Below are 17,605 nucleotides of genomic sequence, written 5' to 3' on the forward strand. Positions count from 1 at the left end.
TCATGGTGGTGTCTGCCCTTTATTGCGATTTTAATATTTCACTCGTTTAGATAAACCGTTTGTCTGTAGGGTAAAAAGTTATCTAAATGAGCAGGCTTAGTTAGTAAACACTCGGTGTACTGGATGTCACTTCCGAGACCGTTTTGCCAAATTTTGCGGCAAGGGCTTCGGCAGTACGCGCTAACAGCGTGGTATCTACCCCGACAGCAACAAACAATGCGCCGAGTTTCAGATAATGTTCAGCGACCTCTGGGGCTGCCATTAAGATGCCAGGGGCAAGGCCAGCGGCACGAATTTGTACAATCGCTTTTTCGATTGCGGCTTTGACTTCGGGATGGTTAGGATTACCTGAAAAACCCATGTCAGCACTAAGATCCGCAGGGCCGATAAATACACCATCAACCCCTTCAACCTTTAAGATCTCAGGTAGATTATTCATTGCTTCACGGGTTTCAACCTGCACGATCACGCACATTTCATTGTTGGCACGAGTGAGGTAATCAGGGACGCGATTCCAGCGAGAAGCGCGCGCCAGTGCGCTGCCAACACCGCGGATCCCAGCAGGTGGGTAGCGTGTTGCGCGTACTGCTTGCTTCGCTTGTTCGGCGTTTTGCACCATTGGCAGCAACAGGGTTTGCGCACCAATATCCAACAGTTGTTTGATGATCACCGGATCATTCCACGGTGGACGAACAACGGGTTGTGATGGGTAAGGGGCGATCGCTTGCAATTGCGATAATGTGGTTTGCACATTATTCGGCGCGTGTTCGCCATCGATCAACAACCAGTCAAAGCCTGCACCTGCTAATAATTCGGCACTGTATGGGCTGCATAAACCCAGCCATAAACCAATTTGAGGTTGGCCGTTTTTTAACGCTTTTTTAAATTTATTTTCTAAGATGTCCATCGTGATTTCCTTATACAAAACGGCAGCTTATAGAGCCCATATTGCCGTAATCGACGTGGAATACATCGCCTTTACGTGCAGGGACAGGGCGGGTAAATGAACCCCCAAGAATGATCTGGCCGGGTTCAAGTTGAACATTATGTGGCGCCAATTTATTGGCTAACCATGCAACCCCATTGGCAGGGTGATTCAGCACTGCTGCTGCAACACCTGACTCTTCAATGACACCATTGCGATAAAGCAGGGCGCTGATCCAGCGCATATCTAAATCGCGTGGTTTAATTGGGCGTCCGCCTAAAATAACCGCGGCGTTTGCGGCGTTATCAGAGATAGTATCGAACACTTTACGTGGGCGATTAGTTTCAGGATCATTGTTATGGCAGCGGGCATCGATCAGCTCAAGCGCGGGGATCACATAGTCAGTGGCGTTATAAACATCAAAAATAGTGCAGTTTGGCCCACGCAGTGGTTTTGCTAAAACGAACGCGAGTTCAACTTCAATGCGCGGTACGATAAAGCGGTCAGTTGGGATGTCACAGCCGTCATCAAAAAACATATCATCAAGTAGCGCACCGTAATCTGGCTCATCAATTTGCGAGCTCGCCTGCATCGCTTTTGATGTCAGCCCAATTTTATGGCCTTTAAGCACACGCCCTTCAGCGATTTTTAACCCAACCCATTCTTTTTGAACGGCATAAGCATCGTCGATCGTCATTTCAGGGTGATCTAAAGAAATCTGGCGGATCTGCTCACGGCTTTTCTCTGCTTGATTTAGACGCTGCGCTATTTGCAAGATTATATCTTTCTGTAACATCTTATTTTCCTTTTGTACCTCAGCTCGTCATACTTCGAGTGAGAACTGCATTAGCTGCCTTGTTCTCACTCGAATTATTTAGAGCTAACAATTTGGATTTAAAATTATCCGTTCAAGTTATACTTCGAGCTTAGGTTTTATCTGCGATTTTTTGAAAAATAGTCTGCTAATTAACTAGTTAGAAAGACCACCAAAGCAGAGGTATTTCACTTCCAGATAATCTTCAATGCCGTAGCGTGAACCTTCACGCCCCAGTCCAGACTGCTTAATGCCACCAAATGGGGCGACTTCATTCGAAATAATGCCTTCGTTGATACCCACCATGCCGCTTTCTAATGCTTCAGCAACGCGGTAGATACGGCCGATATCCCGTGAATAGAAATAAGATGCCAAGCCAAATTCAGTGTCATTGGCAAGGGCGATAGCCTCTTCTTCATCACGGAATTTAAATAAAGGTGCTAATGGGCCAAAGGTTTCTTCTTTGGCGACTTTCATGGATTTTGTCACGCCAGTGATAACCGTAGGTTCAAAGAACAAGCCACCTAAACTTGCTGCTTTACCGCCAGCAATCACTTTTGCCCCATGAGAAACAGCATCCGCAATGTGCTCGGAAACTTTGTCGATAGCCGCTTGGTTAATTAATGGGCCTTGTTGGGAGTCGGCTTGAGTTGCAGGGCCAATTTTTAATGCATTAACCGCTTTGGCTAAGCGAGCCGCAAACTCATCATAGACACCCTCTTGAACTAAAATGCGGTTTGCACATACGCAAGTTTGGCCGCTATTACGGAATTTTGCGGCTAAAGCGCCTTGAACTGCCGCATCTAAATCGGCGTCATCAAACACGATAAACGGGGCGTTACCGCCAAGTTCTAATGACATTTTTTTCACGGTGTTGGCACACTGTTCCATCAATAATTTACCAATACGGGTTGAGCCAGTGAATGTCAGCTTGCGCACGATTGGGCTTGAAGTCATCACGCCACCAATAGCTGGTGCGTCAGTGCCTGGAACAATATTAAATACCCCAGCAGGGATGCCTGCTTCTTCACCAAGAACCGCTAATGCAAGAGCAGACAGTGGCGTTTCGGCCGCAGGTTTCAGCACCATCGTACAGCCTGCCGCAAGGGCTGGACCCACTTTGCGCGTGATCATCGCATTCGGGAAGTTCCATGGCGTGATTGCCGCGACAACGCCCACAGGTTGTTTGATGGTCACAAGGCGGCGACCCGGTAATGGTGACGGGATGCTTTCACCGTAAACACGCTTACCTTCTTCAGCAAACCACTCAATAAAGCTAGCACCGTAAGCAATTTCACCCATCGATTCTGTCATCGATTTGCCTTGTTCTGCGCTTAGCAGTTGCGCTAACTCTTTTTGGTTATCCATCATTAAACGGAACCATTTATTTAAGATTTGGCTACGCTCTTTGGCGGTTTTTGCTCGCCAAGCAGGTAAGGCTTTTTCGGCCGCTTCGATAGCGCGTTGGGTTTCTACTGCGCCCACATTGCTGACTTTGGCAATCACCGTGTTATCCGCAGGGTTAGTCACCTCAAACACGCTTTTGTCTTGGGCATCAACCCATTGACCGTTGATATAAGCCTGTTGGCGGAATAATGTAGAGTTGGTGTTTATGCTCATTTTTCGTTTTTCTCCGAAGACACGGATTGGATTTGCGGGCGGATATTTTTAGCCGATAAACGTTGGCTAGCAAAACTTAACCCAGCACAAATCGCCATCACAAGTGCCATAGCAAAAGGGGATTCATCCTGTAAGACAGAAACCGCAACACTCGCCAGTGCCGCCAACGCAAATTGAATTGAAATCGCAAGTGCGCTTGCACTGCCGGCAATTTTGCCGCGATGTTGCAGTAACAGTGACAAACTGTTGGTGCCGATAGCGTTGACCATCGATAGGAACAGCACCACAAGAATAACAATTATGGGGAGGCTTTGTTGGTAAAAAAGTAGCAAAAGCAGACCAAATGCTAATTGAAAGCCGCTTTGCATAGTGAGTATGCGCGTTAAACTGTAAATTTTTAGCAGTTTGACGTTCAGCAATAACATCACAATCATCCCCAAAATATTGCAGCCGAACAACAAGCCATAATGCTGTTCAGATACCCCAAAATAGTTGATGTACACAAACGGTGAACCACTGATAAAGGCAAACATCCCGGCAAAAGAGAATGCCATGGTGCCGATAATGCTCAGTGCTTCTCGGTCTGTGAGCACTTGTGTGTAGTTTTTAAATGCCACACAAAGTAAATTCTCTGATGTACGCTGGTGGACTAAGGTTTCGGGCAACAGCAGGAAAATAGCGCTCACCGAAATCAAACCAACTAACGCCAACAGATAAAAAATTGCCTGCCACTGAAAATGAATTAATAAGAAGCCGCCCAGTAAGGGCGCTAACAACGGCGCAATCATGGTGACTAACGTCATCAATGACAGCACTTTCGGTAATTCATTCGCAGGGTAAACATCCCGCGCGATTGCCCTTGCCATCACGATGGCAGCACCGCTACCAAACGCTTGTAATGCCCTGAAGATAATCAAGGTATTGGCATCCGTCGCTTGGGCACATAACAGGCTTGCCACCGTAAAAATAGCCAGCCCACTCAACAACATTTTTCGCCGACCCAGTAGGTCACTGAGCGGGCCGTAAAACAGCATGCCCACACAGAAACCCGCAAAAAATGCCCCAAGGGTATACTGCATTTGCCCTTGTGTTGCATGAAGAGCAATGCCCATCTGGGGCAGGGCAGGAAGGTACATATCGATAGACAATGGCCCAAATGCCACCAATGATCCTAATAATGGGATCAACCAGTGTGGGATGCGTTTATCGAAACTTTTGACCATCGTGCCCTCGCTTTTTGCGCTCAACGATTACGCTTTGAATAAGGCGTGAACGTTGTTTTGTTTGTAGTTCAATACAGGATCAAGCTCTTCCATGGTAAATGACAGGGCTAATAGGCGCTTTGCCGTTAAATCTGCAAAATGCGCTTTGATCAGGTCGAAAAGCATTTCCCCCGTTTTTTGCCGATCTTCGAGGGAGCGACCTGCACCAATTTTTAGCGTCATATGCACAAAAGCATAATCATGTTTACCGTCCGCCATTTGCCATGTATCTAACCAAATTGCACGGCTACGAATACCGCCTAATGGAAAAATACCAGTCCCAGCAAGGGCTTCATTGACTTTGGTAAATAACTCGGGAAGCTTAGCTTCTTCACGAATATTTTCGGTACATTCTGCATAAAAATGTGGCATAACAACTCCTTACGCAGTTTCCGTTTGCTTATCAGTGATATAGCTTGGTAGCGGGAACACAGCGTTGAGTTGCCCAGTACCGGAGCTTGCGAATAAATCCGTTAAGATTTCTACGTTCTCTGAATATTTGTCCCAACCTAACATGCCAAGCAACATAACCGTGTCATGCATATGGCCTTCGCCGTAGCAGTAGTCCGCATATTCAGGCAGCATTTTGCAGAACTCTTGGAAACGGCCTTCACGCCATAATTTGACGACACGTTTGTCCATTTGCTCATCAAATTCACGGGTGTAGCTATTCATGCCATCTTCCGCTTTTTGGTCATCGATAAAGCGGTGTGATAACGAACCACTGGCTAATACCGCCACCGTACCATCGTATTTTTCAATGGCGGTGAGGACGGCTTCGCCTAACTTGCGGCTGTCTTCAAAGCTATGTGACGTACAAAATGCAGAGATTGAAATCACTTTAAAGTGGCGGTCGCTATTCATATAGCGCATTGGAACTAAGGTGGCATATTCGAGAGTTAAGCTTGGAATTTCATGTGCTTGAGCACGAACACCGAGCTTGCGAGCCTCTTCACCAATCATCTGACCTAATGCGGAGTTACCATCATATTCATATTCCATATCGCGAATGAAATGTGGAAGTTCATTACTGGTATAAATACCTTTGAAATGATCGGCACAGTTGATGTGATACGCGCTGTTCACTAACCAGTGGGTATCAAAAACAATAATGGTATCCACGCCTAATTCACGGCAGCGACGGCTGATTTCTTTATGCCCATCGATAGCGGCTTGGCGGCATCCATGGTTTTTACCTGGTAGTTCAGATAGGTACATGGATGGGACGTGTGTTATTTTTGCAGCCAGAGCTAGTTTACCCATTTCATCCTCTCTTACCCGTTATATTTTGAGCTGTAGCGGTGTTGGCTGCACAAAACCACCCTAATCACATACTTATGTATGCTCATAGGGATGATTTCGCTTGCCGCCTAGCTACAACTCAAACTATTTAGGGTAAGGAACGAGTTTACCCATAATCTGTTGTAGCTATTATTTGTTGTGAATCATTTACAGTTCAAATTTTTATAGGTATCTATTTGATAATAAAAATGACTTAATAAATTACACACCCCAACGTGGGATATTGTGGTCTCCGTAGGAGATACACACGTTCTTCATTTCGGCGAACACTTCGAAGCTGTACTCGCCACCTTCACGGCCAACACCAGAGGCTTTTACGCCGCCGAATGGTTGGCGCAGGTCGCGGACGTTTTGGGTGTTAACAAACACCATACCCGCTTCGATATTGCGCGATAAACGTAGAATTTTGCTGACATCTTGCGTCCAAATATACGAAGCAAGGCCATATTCGATGTCATTCGCCATGCGTAAACCGTCTTCTTCCGATTTGAACGGAATTAAACACGCTACAGGGCCGAAGATCTCTTCTTGTGCCACACGCATACGGTTATCGACATCAGCCAGAACGGTTGGGCGTAAGAAATTACCGCCTTTAAGGTGAGCTGGCAGGTCCGTTGGTTTATCTGGGCCACCGGCTAATAATGTTGCGCCTTCTTCCATACCGATGCGGATATAACCAGAGACTTTGTTCCAGTGCTGTTCGCTGATCAATGCACCCACTTGGGTTTTCGGATCGTTCGGGTCACCGACGATCAGGCGGTTTGCGCGCTCAGCAAAGCGTTTCACAAACTCTGGGTAGATGCTTTCTTGAATGAAAATACGTGAACCTGCGGTGCAACGCTCGCCATTGATAGAGAAAATGGTGAATAAAGCTGCATCCAGTGCGCGTTCGATGTCTGCATCTTCAAATACCAGAACAGGGGATTTACCGCCTAGTTCCATTGAGTATTTTTTCAGACCCGCGTTTTGCATGATCATACGGCCTGTTGCCGTGCCGCCTGTAAAGGACACTGCGCGAACATCATGGTGCTTCACTAATGCATCGCCTGCTGTGCTGCCGTAGCCTTGAACCACGTTCAGAACACCCGCAGGGATCCCCGCTTCAAGGGCTAATTCACCAAGGCGGTTTGCAGATAACGGCGATAACTCAGACATTTTTAACACCGCGGTATTACCAAGAGCTAAACACGGTGCCGTTTTCCATGTCGCGGTCATAAATGGCACGTTCCACGGAGAGATTAACCCACACACACCCACTGGCTGAACGAGGGTGTAGTTCATCATTTTGTCGTCAACCGGATAAGTACGACCGTTCATCTGCTGGCAAATTTCAGCAAAAAATTCAAAGTTATGTGAAGCGCGTGGGATCAACACATTTTTAGTTTGGTGGATTGGCAAACCGGTATCTTGGGTTTCCATTTCCGCGATTTGCGGGACGTTTTCGTCGATCAGTTCACCCAAACGGCGCATTAAGCGGGCGCGCTCTTTCATTGGCGTGTTAGCCCATTTTGGAAACGCTTCTTTTGCGGCGGCAACCGCTTGGTTGATTTCGTCTTGACCACCAGAAGCAACTTCAGCGAGCACTTCGCCAGTAGCAGGGTTCGTGGTTTGGAAATATTCTTTGCTGGCAACGTTTTTACCGTTGATCCAATGATTAATCTTAGTCATTACACTCGTTCCTCATAGTCTTTTTCGCTGATAATGGTATTAACCAGTCGGCCAACACCTTCAACTTCAACAATGACTTCGTCACCTGGCACGACATCAGACAGCCCTTTTGGTGTGCCTGTCGCAATCATGTCGCCCGGTTGCAGTGTCATAAAGTCACTGAGGTAAGCAATTAAAAATGGAATATCGAAAATTAAATCTGCCGTGGTGCCTTTTTGGCGTAACTCCCCATTCACATAGGTATACAGCGCAAGGTTATGCGGGTCTTTCACATCGTCTTTATCCACTAACCACGGGCCAATCGGCGTTAAGGTATCGCGGCTTTTTACCCGTAAGTTCGGGCGATAGTAATTTTCTAAATAGTCGCGGATAGCGTAGTCATTACACACGGTGTAACCCGCAACATAGTCCATCGCGTCTTCTTTCGATACTTTGTGTGCGGTTTTGCCAATCACTACCACCAGCTCAGACTCATAATGCATGTATTCAACATTATCTGGGCGAACAGATACTTGGCGGTGCCCTGTTAAGCTGCTTTCTGCTTTTAAGAAAATTAACGGCTCTTCAGGTGGCTTAAATTCTAATTCTGCGGCGTGGTCGGCGTAGTTCAAACCAAGGGCGAACAGGGTACCTTGTGCAGGGGGTAACCAAGTTACATCTGCGGAATCACCGGCGACAACGTCTCCGTTGGGTAATGTAATGGCTTCGTTATCGCCGACAGTGACGGCATATTCCGTCCCTTTAAAAAGGATTTTTGCGTGCTTCATTATTTTCCTCCTGCCGCGACTACGGTATTTTTCAGGCTAGGGAAGCCTTCTGCTTGAACCACGACCTCATCACCGGGCTTGATAGTCACGCGTTGTTGTGGGGTTCCCATCAAGATCACATCCCCTTGTTTTAAGGTGGCGAAATCACTGAGGGCCGCCACTAGATCACTGGCGTCGCGGATCAAATCTTTTGTTGACCAGCGATCAACTTCTTTGCCATTTACCTGAGTAATGATATCAACAGGGGCATTCAGGGACGTTTTCACCAGCTCGCCGATTGGGCAGAAGGTATCACGGCATTTTGCTTTGATAGCAGGGCGGTAGAAAGTGTCTTCTGGTAGGCTCACTTCATTTGCAAGCGCAAACCCAGCGATAAATTTCATGGCATCCGCTTTGCTCACTTTCCGTGCATCTTGGCCAATTACCAGTGCGAGGGTTGCACCACTTTGCACTTCTTCACCCGCAGGGTGCAGAATTTGTTCGCCAGAATTGATGCGCGTATTGCGCGGCTTAATAAACCACACAGGGGTCTTTGGTGGGGTTTTATAAGGGGCTTGCTGGAATGCCTCGAGCCAATGGCTAAGTTGGCTTTGATGATTGAGGGCAACGGCAAATACTGTGCCTTTCATTGACAACTCCTTAATGAAGAGAATTCAACTTTCGAGTAATTATTAACATATTAATAAAGTATAATTTCGAAATTAGCAATAACTTTACGTAAATGTTAATTTTAATTGTGATCGCATTAACAAAATCTAATGGTCAACATGTAAGTTGTTGTTATTAATTATTTTATTATTTTTTCAAATTTTTTTTAATTACAAATATTTAACTTCATAAATGATTAAAAAATTATTTACTCATTAATATTTTGGGGTTTTTCTTTGAGATTGTTATTTGAGCATGCTACTCTTGAACAGAGGTGAGTGAGGTGTGTTGAAACTAGGGGGCTTTTCTTTGTAGAGAGCCTAAAAGCACAATCTCAAAGCACCTAAATTGGGATTACATAACATTAATTAAGTGGTGAGTTTTAAGCTTATGCATGAATCATTGACAATTGCATTATTGCAGGCGAGAGAAACCGCAATGGGTTTTTTCCGACCAATTTTAAAGTCGTATAATTTGACTGAACAGCAATGGCGTATCATTCGCGTTTTAGCTGATAACCGTTCAATTGATTTTCATGAGTTATCGGTTCAAACCTGTATTCTCCGTCCAAGCCTGACGGGGATCTTAACCCGTATGGAGCGCGAAGGTTTAATTTTCCGCTTAAAGCCACTGAATGACCAACGCAAACTCTACGTTTCGCTAACGCCAGCAGGGCAAGAGCTGTACGACAAAGCACGTCAAGAAGTCGAAGCTGGCTATCAAAAAATTGAGCTGGCATTCTCGCCAGAGAAAATGCAGCAATTGACGGCGTTGTTGGATGAGCTGATTGCGTTAGAGAGCCCGGATTATAGCAATATTGTTGCTGATAAGAGAAAGAGCGCCTAATTTTCGTCATATTTCGCACTCTAGCTGTGTTGGCTTCTTTCGGCTATTTGGGTCACATACTGATGTATGCTCCCCAAGCTATCCTCAATTGCCGCCTTGCTAGAGTTCGAACTGTTTAGAAAATTAATTTGTATCTAGATAATTAGTTTGCCTTCGTCATATTGCGAATTCTAGCGGTGTTGGCTTCTTTTGGATATTTAGGTCACATACTGATGTATGCTCCCCAAGCTATCCTCAATTACCGCCTTGCTAGAGTTCGAACTATTTAGAAAATTAATTTGTATCTAGAAAATTAATTTGCTGTCGTCATATTTCGAGCTTTAGCGGTGTTGGCTTCTTTCGGCTATTTGGGTCACATACTAATGTATGCTCCCCAAGATATCCTCGTTTAGCGCCTAGTCACAGCACGAACTATTTAGAAAATTAATTTGTACCTAGAAAATTAATTTGCTGTCGCCATATTTCGCACTGTGACATTATTGCTGGAACTTGGTTAGTTAGGTATCTCTTTGAGATACTTATAAAAATGAGTTATCGATGGGGCATTTCTTACTAATGGATTATCTTGGGGTATTCGGTTTTAGAGTGTGTGATGTGATATACACCGCTTCAATTTTTAAGCTTAAATTCAAGCACTGTAAATCTCTTTAATTAAAGGAAGTAACCCTAATCCAGTTAACTGAATCTCGATTTCATTGGTTTTTTTGATATCGTCTTTATCTGAGCCATCAAATACATGGTCAGTACTGATAATCAAGGTGCCATTATTTTTTTCATTTTCAATATGAATAAGCTCAGCAGCCATAGGCGCTTGTTCTTGTGTTATATGTTTATTTAAATACAGCATCCAGCCAACGGGAAGTCTGTCTGGGAAAACTTGTTTTTGATTGTATGCATAATTATTTGTATCTATTTTGAAACATATAACATCAAAAATAGATAAAATTTTATGTAGCGATTTTAATGTATTTGAAACACTTAAGCTTTTAACTTTTCTAATATTAAATCTTAATATGTATTGATTACTAAGTGTAGCGTGTTGTATTGTTAAAGAGTTACCTTCTGCCCATATAGATTCTATAATTTCTATATTCTCTTTATTTTTTAAAATAGAAGATGGTCTACCATTCTCAAATGCTGGTTTTTTCATTGAATCTTCTAAGCTTTCCCCAGAAAAAAACCATTCATTATTATTAGGTAACGTAACATTCTCTACAAAATCTATCATGGAATGAAAAATATCGGAGAGTTTCTCACTTGTTAGTTCATCACCTAGTTTAATATCAACATCTAACTTTAGCTTCATTTTAAAGTAACCTTTTTATGGCGTTAAATGGGTTCGTACTTGTTGATAAGAATCAAAAATCCTTGAACAAAACCTATACATGTTTTCTTGTGAAAAATGCCAGTCAATATATGGTATATTTAAACTGCCCTGCGGGAGTATCAACGGTTCTAATTTGTGTATTACATATCCTTGCTTGATATTCATAAGCTTTTGGTGAACGTGTATTGGTTATATTACTTTCATGAAGAATAACATACGGAATAACAGGGCAATCTTTACACCCTTTGCTAGCCTCAATTGCAGCAACGCCAATCGATGAGCCTGCTACAGCGCCAGCCCCTTGTCCACCTTTTCCTTTATCATTGGGAGCCTCATCGCCAAGTTCACCACCAATGGCGATACTTTCGTATTCACGTATTTTATCACCGTAGCTTGTATTATCTCCTCATTCTTCATCACCAGTACTGAATGAGGAGGGAAGATCATTATCCAAAGCAGATAACTTGAATAACTAAAATATACTTAGCTATATATCTCACGTATCAACGGCAATAACCCTAATGCTGTTAGCTGAATTTCGATTTCATTGGCTTTTTTGATATCGTCTTTATCTGAGCCATCAAATACATGGTCAGTACTGATAATCAATGTGCCATTGTTTTTCTCATTTTCAATATGAATAAGCTCAGCAGCCATAGGGACTTGTTCTTGCGTGATATGTTTATTTAAATACAGCATCCAACCAACGGGGAGTCTGTCTGGGAAAACATTTTTTTTATTATACCTATACCCATTAGTATCAATCCGCATACAAACGATTTTATAGACACTAAAATAATAATTTATGGCCTCTATTACAGAATTTTTTTTGATGTAGTTAATATCATCAATAGCAAATTCAAGATTATAGATTAATCCAGAACTGGTATACTTTATATCAATGCCTTGTTTTCATTAGCCCATATTGATTCCATACAATCAAAGTAAGGAATATCCTTTAATAAATTGGTTGGTGTGTTTTGATTAAAGGCTTTCTTTTTTAATGCATCTTCAAGGGTATCGCCTGTTAAATACCATGAGTCCTCTTTTTCATTAGTAATTGATTCACATGTTAAAATCATATGACTAAAAATATCAATTAATAGGGGGGGTGACATTTCTTCATGTAGCTCGATATCTAAACTAATTGATAAATCCATCTTTTCCCCTTTTACGCTTAGCTGTAAATTTCAGTATAAAGTGGAAGTAGCCCTAACGCAGTTAGTTGTATTTCGATTTCATTGGCTTTTTTGATATCGTCTTTATCTGAGCCATCAAACACATGGTCAGTACTGATAATCAATGTGCCATTGTTTTTCTCATTTTCAATATCAACAAGTTCAGCGGCCATAGGCAATTGTTCTTGCGTAATTTTTCTATTGAGATAAAGCATCCAACCAACGGGGAGTCTATCTGGGAATACATTTTTTTCATTTAAGTGATATTGATTTGTATGAACAAACATAACAGCAATATTATCTTTATTGTTTAATATTTTTTGCAACAAATTTTTTATTTTTATTGTCAAGCCCATTTCATTTTCAATTTCTAAAGAATAGGTAATCAAAAAATTATCCGTGCTGCTGCATATATAATTTTGTATCCTGATACCACCACTACCATTCCAAATTGAGGTTACAAATATGGGGGGAGTCTTACATAATTTTTTTATAAGTAACTCGACTTCCTTGTGATCGATTACGCCTCTATCAATTATTTTATGCTTTAACGCCTCTTTTGGACTGTATCCAGATGAAAACCAGCTTTCAGTATGAGTTATTTCTTTTATATACTCTGAAAAGCATAAGATGTTATCAACTGCATCCTGCGCTGTGTAATTTTTTTACTCAAGTAAATCTTTATAATCAATGAGATGGCTATTGTTGCTCCTTACGGTGTATGAAAACGCTATCGTCATAGCTCGTATTTCCCCACTTTCATCATCACTACTTGAGGTGGGGGAAACTGATTAGCCAAGGTTGTCAATTAAATTAACTGTATATCTCACGTATCAACGGTAATAACCCTAATCCAGTTAACTGAATTTCGATTTCATTGGCTTTTTTGATATCGTCTTTATCTGAGCCATCAAACACGTGGTCAGTACTGATAATCAATGTGCCATTGTTTTTTTCATTTTCAATATGAATAAGTTCAGCAGCCATAGGCACTTGTTCTTGCGTGATATGTTTATTTAAATACAGCATCCAACCAACGGGGAGTCTGTCTGGGAAAACATTTCGATTTTTATATTCATAGTCATTAATGTCTACACGAACACATAATACATTAAATTCATCAAAGTAATGGTGTAAGATATCCTTTACTTTATTTATACTTACATTTGGTATTTCGCGTAAATCAAACTCTAAATTATATTTCAAATTTACGCTGTTTCCTTTTATAACAAGAGCTTTTTTTTCACCAGACCAAATAGATTCTATACAATCAAAAAAAGGAATATCCTTTAATAAATTCGTCGGTGTATACTGGTTAAAGGCTTTCTTCTGTAATGCTTCTTCCAGACTATCGCCTGTTAAATACCATGAGTCCTCTTTTTCATTAGTAATTGATTCACATGTTAAAATCATATGACTAAAAATATCAATTAATAGGGGGATTGACATTTCTTCATGTAACTCAATATCTAAACTAATTGATAAATTCATCACATACCTTTTTACTATTCACTATAAATTTCAGAATAAAGCGGCAGCAGGCCTAATCCAGTTAACTGAATTTCGATTTCATTGGCTTTTTTGATATCGTCTTTATCTGAGCCATCAAATACATGGTCAGTACTGATAATCAAGGTGCCATTATTTTTCTCATTTTCAATATGAATAAGCTCAGCAACCATAGGGACTTGTTCTTGCGTGATATGTTTATTTAAATACAGCATCCAACCAACGGGGAGTCTATCAGGGAATACATTTTTTTCATTTAAGTGATATTGATTTGTATGAATTAATATCTTCCCTACTTTAATATAATTTTCCATTAAGTTTAATATTGATTTTTTAATCGTATATTGTATGTTTTTCTTGTTTTCCAACTTCATGCTTAAGCTAACATCATAATTATCAAAGCTTCTGGCTAGATAATTACTTATTTGTAGGCTATTTTTATCTCCATTCCAGATCGCGGAGCCATAAATAGGAGAAGATTTTGTTAGTTTATTAATGAATTTGTGTTCGATCTCCTTGTTTATATTATCATTTTCAATGAATTTCTTCTCTAGGGCTCCTTTCTTTGAGCTTCCTGTAAGGTACCAGCTAGACTGACCTGCAATTTCATTTGTAAACTTTGAAAAAAACAAATAATCATTTACCACATCAGAAATTGAATAATTTTCCTTATTTAAATAGATTTCTATAGTTAATGAGAGCTTCATAGCTAGTCCTTCAGGTATGTAAAATACGTTGATGTTCACAAACGCTATCGTCATAGCTCGCATTTCCCCACTCTCATCGTCACTACCTGAGGTGGGGGAAACTGATTAGCCAAGGTTGTCAATTAAATTAACTGTATATCTCACGTATCAACGGCAATAACCCTAATCCAGTTAACTGAATTTCGATTTCATTGGCTTTTTTGATATCGTCTTTATCTGAGCCATCAAATACATGGTCAGTACTGATAATCAATGTGCCATTGTTTTTCTCATTTTCAATATGAATAAGTTCAGCAACCATAGGTACTTGCTGTTGGCTTATTTTTTTATTGAGATAAAGCATCCAGCCAACGGGGAGCCTATCTGGGAAAACATTTTTTTTATTGTATCTATATTTATTCGTATCAATTCGCATGCAAATTATTCTATATGTATCAATATAATAATTTAGTGCATTAACTATAGCTGTTTGGCTAAGTGCATTAATATTACGTAGTTTAAACTCTAGATTATATATCAGCCCACAACTGGTATATTTTATATCTAATGCTTTGTTTTCATTAGCCCATATAGATTCTGCCCAATCAAAATAAGGAATATTCTTCAATAAATCGGTTGGTGTATATTGGTTAAAAGCTTTCTTTTGTAATGCTTCTTCTAAAGTATCGCCTGTTAAATACCATGCGTCTTCATTTTCATGAGTGATCGACTCACAGGTTAAAATCATATGACTAAAAATATCAATTAATAGGGGGATTGACATTTCTTCATGTAGCTCGATATCTAATTTAATCGATAAATTCATAACTACCTCAAAATTATGGTGAAAAGTGTGTTCGTACTTGTGGTAATGGTTCTAATAATTCCTCACAAAGCTCAAACATTTTTTTATGTGAAAAATGCCAATCAATAAATGACCTTTTTTTAAACTGGCTAAAGCATAACCAGTTTTGTTCTCCGGCTTGCTTAAGGATTTTATTATGCTCACCCATAAATATATTTGGCTCGCCTTGGCTATTGAAGAAAAAATCATAATTATCTTTAGTTTCAATAAAGTTATATTCACTGGGCACCCAGCCGTCAAACTCCACTAAAGGATTTTTGGTTCTTGTTGGAACTGGGATTGTGCACTTCCATTCATCAATATATTTAAACTGCCCTGCAGGAGTAGCAACGGTTCTGATTTGTGTATTACATATCCTTGCTTGATATTCATAAGCTTTTGGTGAGCGTGTATTGGTTATATTACTTTCATGAGGAATAATATACGGAACCGCAGGGCAATCTTTACACCCTTTGCTAGCCTCAATTGCAGCAACGCCAATCGATGAGCCTGTTACAGCGCCAGTGGCAGCCCCTTGACCGCCTTTTCCTTTATCATTGGGAGCCTCATCGCCAAGTTCACCACCAATGGCGATACTTTCGTATTCACGTATTTTATCACCGTAGCTTATATTATCTCCCCACTCATCATCACTATTACCTGACGAAGAGGGAAAACCGATTTTTGAGGCTTCTTGGGTTACGGCGGCGAGCCCGCCCAGCGTCATTAAGCCTGCGCCTGCAACTATTAATGGAATTGGCATGTTAAGTTCTCCATTCAATCAATTTCATGGCTATCCGTAAAAAATCTTGATACTGCTGCTCTGGCACGCGATTTTTTTCCTCAAGCATATCTCTAATTTCGGGCTTTAAATGAAAGCCGGGGCAGCAAGCCTCGTAAAATAAAAATGACCGAATTAACGGTTCTTGAGTGAACCCTAGGGAAAGCACATAGCGAAACGCAGACTCTAAGCGTGTGTTTAGCGTGTCGAGGTTCTTAATTTTATTCAAGTGGTGTTGACAAAAATCCGCACTCACTTGCTTGACGTAATCGCTCTGCTCAATATTGGCAATTCTCTTTAATTGCTCTTCGCTAAACTGCATTTAAACCACCTCCTTGTAATGCATAAAATCGCCCTTCAAAACGGTAATACCATGCAATGAGTGGTGCGGTTATTTCATTGAATTGTTCATTCGTGAGCACTTGGGGCATATTGTGAGTGACGCGAGGGTCGTAAAAGCGAAATAAGGCGGTTTTCCCATCAGGTAAGCTGACATTAAGCCGTTCAGATAAATGAATAGCCAGTTTATCAATGGGGAACTCACTAATGAGCCATGTTAGTGCGGCGGATTCAGTTTCTAATTGCATTAAATCAGCCAGCAAACTCCCTTGCAGGGTGACGTCAATTAACCATGGGCCCGCCCAAGCGATTTCGCTATCGGAAGGTTGCCGAAATAACGGACTTGCTGCGCTGAGCGTATTTTGCAGTGCTTTATCAAAGTAACGTTCATACTGTAAACCACAAATCAAACAATAATGTTTGGCTGCGGGGTAACGTTCCAGATAGTTAAAAAGAGGATGTTGGTTATGCATGGGGTCATCCTTCTCTCACGACTAGCATTTGACCCGATTCTGCCGCTTTCATAAGGCAACTAATGCAAATTTTAGGCGGTATTGCGGGTGGGGTTGTTGAGGCTAGTTCGGTTGACCCACTTTCGTCGCTATAACAATCTTGAATTGATGGAATAAACCGTGCTCGGCAAGGACATGAGCTGATACTTTCTAGTGTTCCCGCGACTTTTCGGTCTTCATTCCAAACGCTGTTACACCCACCAATAATATAAAAACGCCCAGAATGCTTACCGCAACTGACGAGATCGCCTTCCCTTGCACCCGCTACACCGTACCAAGAAAATGTTTGGTCACCGGTGAGTATTTGTCCTCCGCAAGTTGTTCTATCACCCACTCGCAAAAAAAAGCCTATCGCCATAATCTATTCCTTTTATCATGAGATAGGGATTATTTTGCACTTAAGTAAAATTATCAATAATAAATAAATGTTATTGTATTTTTGTTGAATGTAACTCGCAGATTAAAAAAAATTTCTGTTTTATTACGCTGTTCGCTAATGATTCTTTGTGAGTTTTATGGCAAGCATTAGTATATGGAGAGAGATGGGGGAATATTGAGCAAAAAATTGGCGACCCAT

General features: G+C 41.4%; 21 protein-coding genes. 1 reads left to right on the forward strand and 20 read right to left on the reverse strand.

The features are described 5' to 3' along the window. Positions 1-100: 100 nt before the first annotated feature. The 9 genes from hpaI to AC4IFO_RS03505 form a co-directional block, all read right to left on the reverse strand. The gene (gene hpaI, locus AC4IFO_RS03465) at positions 101-907 is read right to left on the reverse strand and encodes a 4-hydroxy-2-oxoheptanedioate aldolase (RefSeq protein WP_490731864.1); all 807 of its coding nucleotides are present in this window, start codon (positions 905-907) and stop codon (positions 101-103) included. Between the two features lie 10 nt (positions 908-917). Further along, positions 918-1,721 (reverse strand): 2-oxo-hept-4-ene-1,7-dioate hydratase, encoded by an 804-nt coding sequence (gene hpaH, locus AC4IFO_RS03470; RefSeq protein WP_219245815.1) that lies wholly within the window; start codon positions 1,719-1,721, stop codon positions 918-920. A gap of 174 nt (positions 1,722-1,895) precedes the next feature. Further along, positions 1,896-3,359 carry an NAD-dependent succinate-semialdehyde dehydrogenase gene (locus AC4IFO_RS03475; protein ID WP_273803240.1) on the reverse strand — a complete coding sequence of 488 codons (1,464 nt, stop codon included), beginning with the start codon at positions 3,357-3,359 and terminating at the stop codon, positions 1,896-1,898. Further along, positions 3,356-4,582 carry a Bcr/CflA family multidrug efflux MFS transporter gene (locus AC4IFO_RS03480; RefSeq protein ID WP_490731866.1) on the reverse strand — a complete coding sequence of 409 codons (1,227 nt, stop codon included), beginning with the start codon at positions 4,580-4,582 and terminating at the stop codon, positions 3,356-3,358. Before AC4IFO_RS03480 ends, AC4IFO_RS03475 begins: the two co-directional genes overlap by 4 nt. Before the next feature lie 27 nt (positions 4,583-4,609). Next, a complete protein-coding gene (locus AC4IFO_RS03485; protein ID WP_490731868.1) occupies positions 4,610-4,993 on the reverse strand; it encodes a 5-carboxymethyl-2-hydroxymuconate Delta-isomerase in 384 nt (127 codons plus the stop codon). A 9-nt stretch (positions 4,994-5,002) separates the two neighbouring features. Continuing rightward, positions 5,003-5,884, reverse strand: a complete 882-nt coding sequence (gene hpaD / locus AC4IFO_RS03490) for a 3,4-dihydroxyphenylacetate 2,3-dioxygenase (RefSeq protein ID WP_206084683.1) — start codon at positions 5,882-5,884, stop codon at positions 5,003-5,005. 240 nt (positions 5,885-6,124) lie between these two features. Next, positions 6,125-7,591 carry a 5-carboxymethyl-2-hydroxymuconate semialdehyde dehydrogenase gene (hpaE, locus tag AC4IFO_RS03495; RefSeq protein WP_490731871.1) on the reverse strand — a complete coding sequence of 489 codons (1,467 nt, stop codon included), beginning with the start codon at positions 7,589-7,591 and terminating at the stop codon, positions 6,125-6,127. Beyond that, positions 7,591-8,358: a fumarylacetoacetate hydrolase family protein gene (locus tag AC4IFO_RS03500; protein ID WP_219245821.1), complete on the reverse strand. Its 768-nt coding sequence runs from the start codon at positions 8,356-8,358 to the stop codon at positions 7,591-7,593. Before AC4IFO_RS03500 ends, hpaE begins: the two co-directional genes overlap by 1 nt. Continuing rightward, on the reverse strand, positions 8,358-8,987 hold the full coding sequence (locus AC4IFO_RS03505) for a fumarylacetoacetate hydrolase family protein (protein WP_490731873.1): 630 nt from the start codon (positions 8,985-8,987) through the stop codon (positions 8,358-8,360). The genes AC4IFO_RS03500 and AC4IFO_RS03505 overlap by 1 nt, the downstream gene beginning before the upstream one ends. Positions 8,988-9,396: 409 nt before the next feature. Here AC4IFO_RS03505 and hpaR point away from each other — a divergent pair, with 409 nt between their 5' ends. Then, positions 9,397-9,852, forward strand: a complete 456-nt coding sequence (gene hpaR / locus AC4IFO_RS03510; RefSeq protein ID WP_490731875.1) for a homoprotocatechuate degradation operon regulator HpaR — start codon at positions 9,397-9,399, stop codon at positions 9,850-9,852. Between the two features lie 628 nt (positions 9,853-10,480). On the opposite strand, the gene AC4IFO_RS03515 is transcribed toward hpaR, so the two are convergent. From AC4IFO_RS03515 to AC4IFO_RS03565, 11 genes are all read right to left on the reverse strand, one after another. Beyond that, a complete protein-coding gene (locus AC4IFO_RS03515) occupies positions 10,481-11,158 on the reverse strand; it encodes an Imm52 family immunity protein (RefSeq protein WP_490731877.1) in 678 nt (225 codons plus the stop codon). A 504-nt stretch (positions 11,159-11,662) separates the two neighbouring features. Further along, entirely contained in the window at positions 11,663-11,950 is a 288-nt protein-coding gene (locus AC4IFO_RS03520) for an Imm52 family immunity protein (protein ID WP_490731879.1), read from the reverse strand. Positions 11,951-12,072: 122 nt separating this feature from the next. Continuing rightward, positions 12,073-12,339 carry a hypothetical protein gene (locus AC4IFO_RS03525; RefSeq protein ID WP_490731881.1) on the reverse strand — a complete coding sequence of 89 codons (267 nt, stop codon included), beginning with the start codon at positions 12,337-12,339 and terminating at the stop codon, positions 12,073-12,075. 17 nt (positions 12,340-12,356) lie between these two features. Further along, on the reverse strand, positions 12,357-12,644 hold the full coding sequence (locus AC4IFO_RS03530) for an Imm52 family immunity protein (RefSeq protein WP_490731883.1): 288 nt from the start codon (positions 12,642-12,644) through the stop codon (positions 12,357-12,359). Positions 12,645-13,170: 526 nt separating this feature from the next. Beyond that, positions 13,171-13,848, reverse strand: a complete 678-nt coding sequence (locus AC4IFO_RS03535; RefSeq protein WP_490731885.1) for an Imm52 family immunity protein — start codon at positions 13,846-13,848, stop codon at positions 13,171-13,173. Positions 13,849-13,862: 14 nt separating this feature from the next. Continuing rightward, entirely contained in the window at positions 13,863-14,573 is a 711-nt protein-coding gene (locus AC4IFO_RS03540; RefSeq protein ID WP_490731887.1) for an Imm52 family immunity protein, read from the reverse strand. Between the two features lie 127 nt (positions 14,574-14,700). Continuing rightward, positions 14,701-15,378: an Imm52 family immunity protein gene (locus AC4IFO_RS03545; protein ID WP_490731889.1), complete on the reverse strand. Its 678-nt coding sequence runs from the start codon at positions 15,376-15,378 to the stop codon at positions 14,701-14,703. Positions 15,379-15,391: 13 nt separating this feature from the next. Continuing rightward, entirely contained in the window at positions 15,392-16,159 is a 768-nt protein-coding gene (locus AC4IFO_RS03550) for a Tox-REase-5 domain-containing protein (RefSeq protein WP_490731891.1), read from the reverse strand. A 1-nt stretch (position 16,160) separates the two neighbouring features. Next, entirely contained in the window at positions 16,161-16,499 is a 339-nt protein-coding gene (locus tag AC4IFO_RS03555) for a hypothetical protein (RefSeq protein ID WP_490731893.1), read from the reverse strand. Continuing rightward, a complete protein-coding gene (locus AC4IFO_RS03560; protein ID WP_490731895.1) occupies positions 16,489-16,989 on the reverse strand; it encodes a DUF4123 domain-containing protein in 501 nt (166 codons plus the stop codon). Before AC4IFO_RS03560 ends, AC4IFO_RS03555 begins: the two co-directional genes overlap by 11 nt. A 4-nt stretch (positions 16,990-16,993) precedes the next feature. After that, positions 16,994-17,386: a PAAR domain-containing protein gene (locus AC4IFO_RS03565; protein WP_490731897.1), complete on the reverse strand. Its 393-nt coding sequence runs from the start codon at positions 17,384-17,386 to the stop codon at positions 16,994-16,996. Positions 17,387-17,605 lie beyond the last annotated feature (219 nt).

The sequence above is a fragment of the Providencia sp. UF-224 genome, from assembly GCF_058245955.1.

Coding starts and splice junctions, on each gene's coding strand:
- AC4IFO_RS03545 (WP_490731889.1), bottom strand. CDS start 15,378: ATGAATTTATCGATTAAATTAGATATCGAGCTACATGAAGAAATGTCA.
- AC4IFO_RS03475 (WP_273803240.1), bottom strand. CDS start 3,359: ATGAGCATAAACACCAACTCTACATTATTCCGCCAACAGGCTTATATC.
- AC4IFO_RS03555 (WP_490731893.1), bottom strand. CDS start 16,499: ATGCAGTTTAGCGAAGAGCAATTAAAGAGAATTGCCAATATTGAGCAG.
- hpaR (WP_490731875.1), top strand. CDS start 9,397: ATGCATGAATCATTGACAATTGCATTATTGCAGGCGAGAGAAACCGCA.
- AC4IFO_RS03520 (WP_490731879.1), bottom strand. CDS start 11,950: ATGCGGATTGATACTAATGGGTATAGGTATAATAAAAAAAATGTTTTC.
- AC4IFO_RS03500 (WP_219245821.1), bottom strand. CDS start 8,358: ATGAAGCACGCAAAAATCCTTTTTAAAGGGACGGAATATGCCGTCACT.
- hpaH (WP_219245815.1), bottom strand. CDS start 1,721: ATGTTACAGAAAGATATAATCTTGCAAATAGCGCAGCGTCTAAATCAA.
- AC4IFO_RS03565 (WP_490731897.1), bottom strand. CDS start 17,386: ATGGCGATAGGCTTTTTTTTGCGAGTGGGTGATAGAACAACTTGCGGA.
- AC4IFO_RS03480 (WP_490731866.1), bottom strand. CDS start 4,582: ATGGTCAAAAGTTTCGATAAACGCATCCCACACTGGTTGATCCCATTA.
- AC4IFO_RS03505 (WP_490731873.1), bottom strand. CDS start 8,987: ATGAAAGGCACAGTATTTGCCGTTGCCCTCAATCATCAAAGCCAACTT.
- AC4IFO_RS03485 (WP_490731868.1), bottom strand. CDS start 4,993: ATGCCACATTTTTATGCAGAATGTACCGAAAATATTCGTGAAGAAGCT.
- AC4IFO_RS03515 (WP_490731877.1), bottom strand. CDS start 11,158: ATGAAGCTAAAGTTAGATGTTGATATTAAACTAGGTGATGAACTAACA.
- AC4IFO_RS03560 (WP_490731895.1), bottom strand. CDS start 16,989: ATGCATAACCAACATCCTCTTTTTAACTATCTGGAACGTTACCCCGCA.
- AC4IFO_RS03535 (WP_490731885.1), bottom strand. CDS start 13,848: ATGAATTTATCAATTAGTTTAGATATTGAGTTACATGAAGAAATGTCA.
- hpaE (WP_490731871.1), bottom strand. CDS start 7,591: ATGACTAAGATTAATCATTGGATCAACGGTAAAAACGTTGCCAGCAAA.
- hpaD (WP_206084683.1), bottom strand. CDS start 5,884: ATGGGTAAACTAGCTCTGGCTGCAAAAATAACACACGTCCCATCCATG.
- AC4IFO_RS03550 (WP_490731891.1), bottom strand. CDS start 16,159: ATGCCAATTCCATTAATAGTTGCAGGCGCAGGCTTAATGACGCTGGGC.
- AC4IFO_RS03525 (WP_490731881.1), bottom strand. CDS start 12,339: ATGGATTTATCAATTAGTTTAGATATCGAGCTACATGAAGAAATGTCA.
- hpaI (WP_490731864.1), bottom strand. CDS start 907: ATGGACATCTTAGAAAATAAATTTAAAAAAGCGTTAAAAAACGGCCAA.
- AC4IFO_RS03540 (WP_490731887.1), bottom strand. CDS start 14,573: ATGAAGCTCTCATTAACTATAGAAATCTATTTAAATAAGGAAAATTAT.
- AC4IFO_RS03530 (WP_490731883.1), bottom strand. CDS start 12,644: ATGTTTGTTCATACAAATCAATATCACTTAAATGAAAAAAATGTATTC.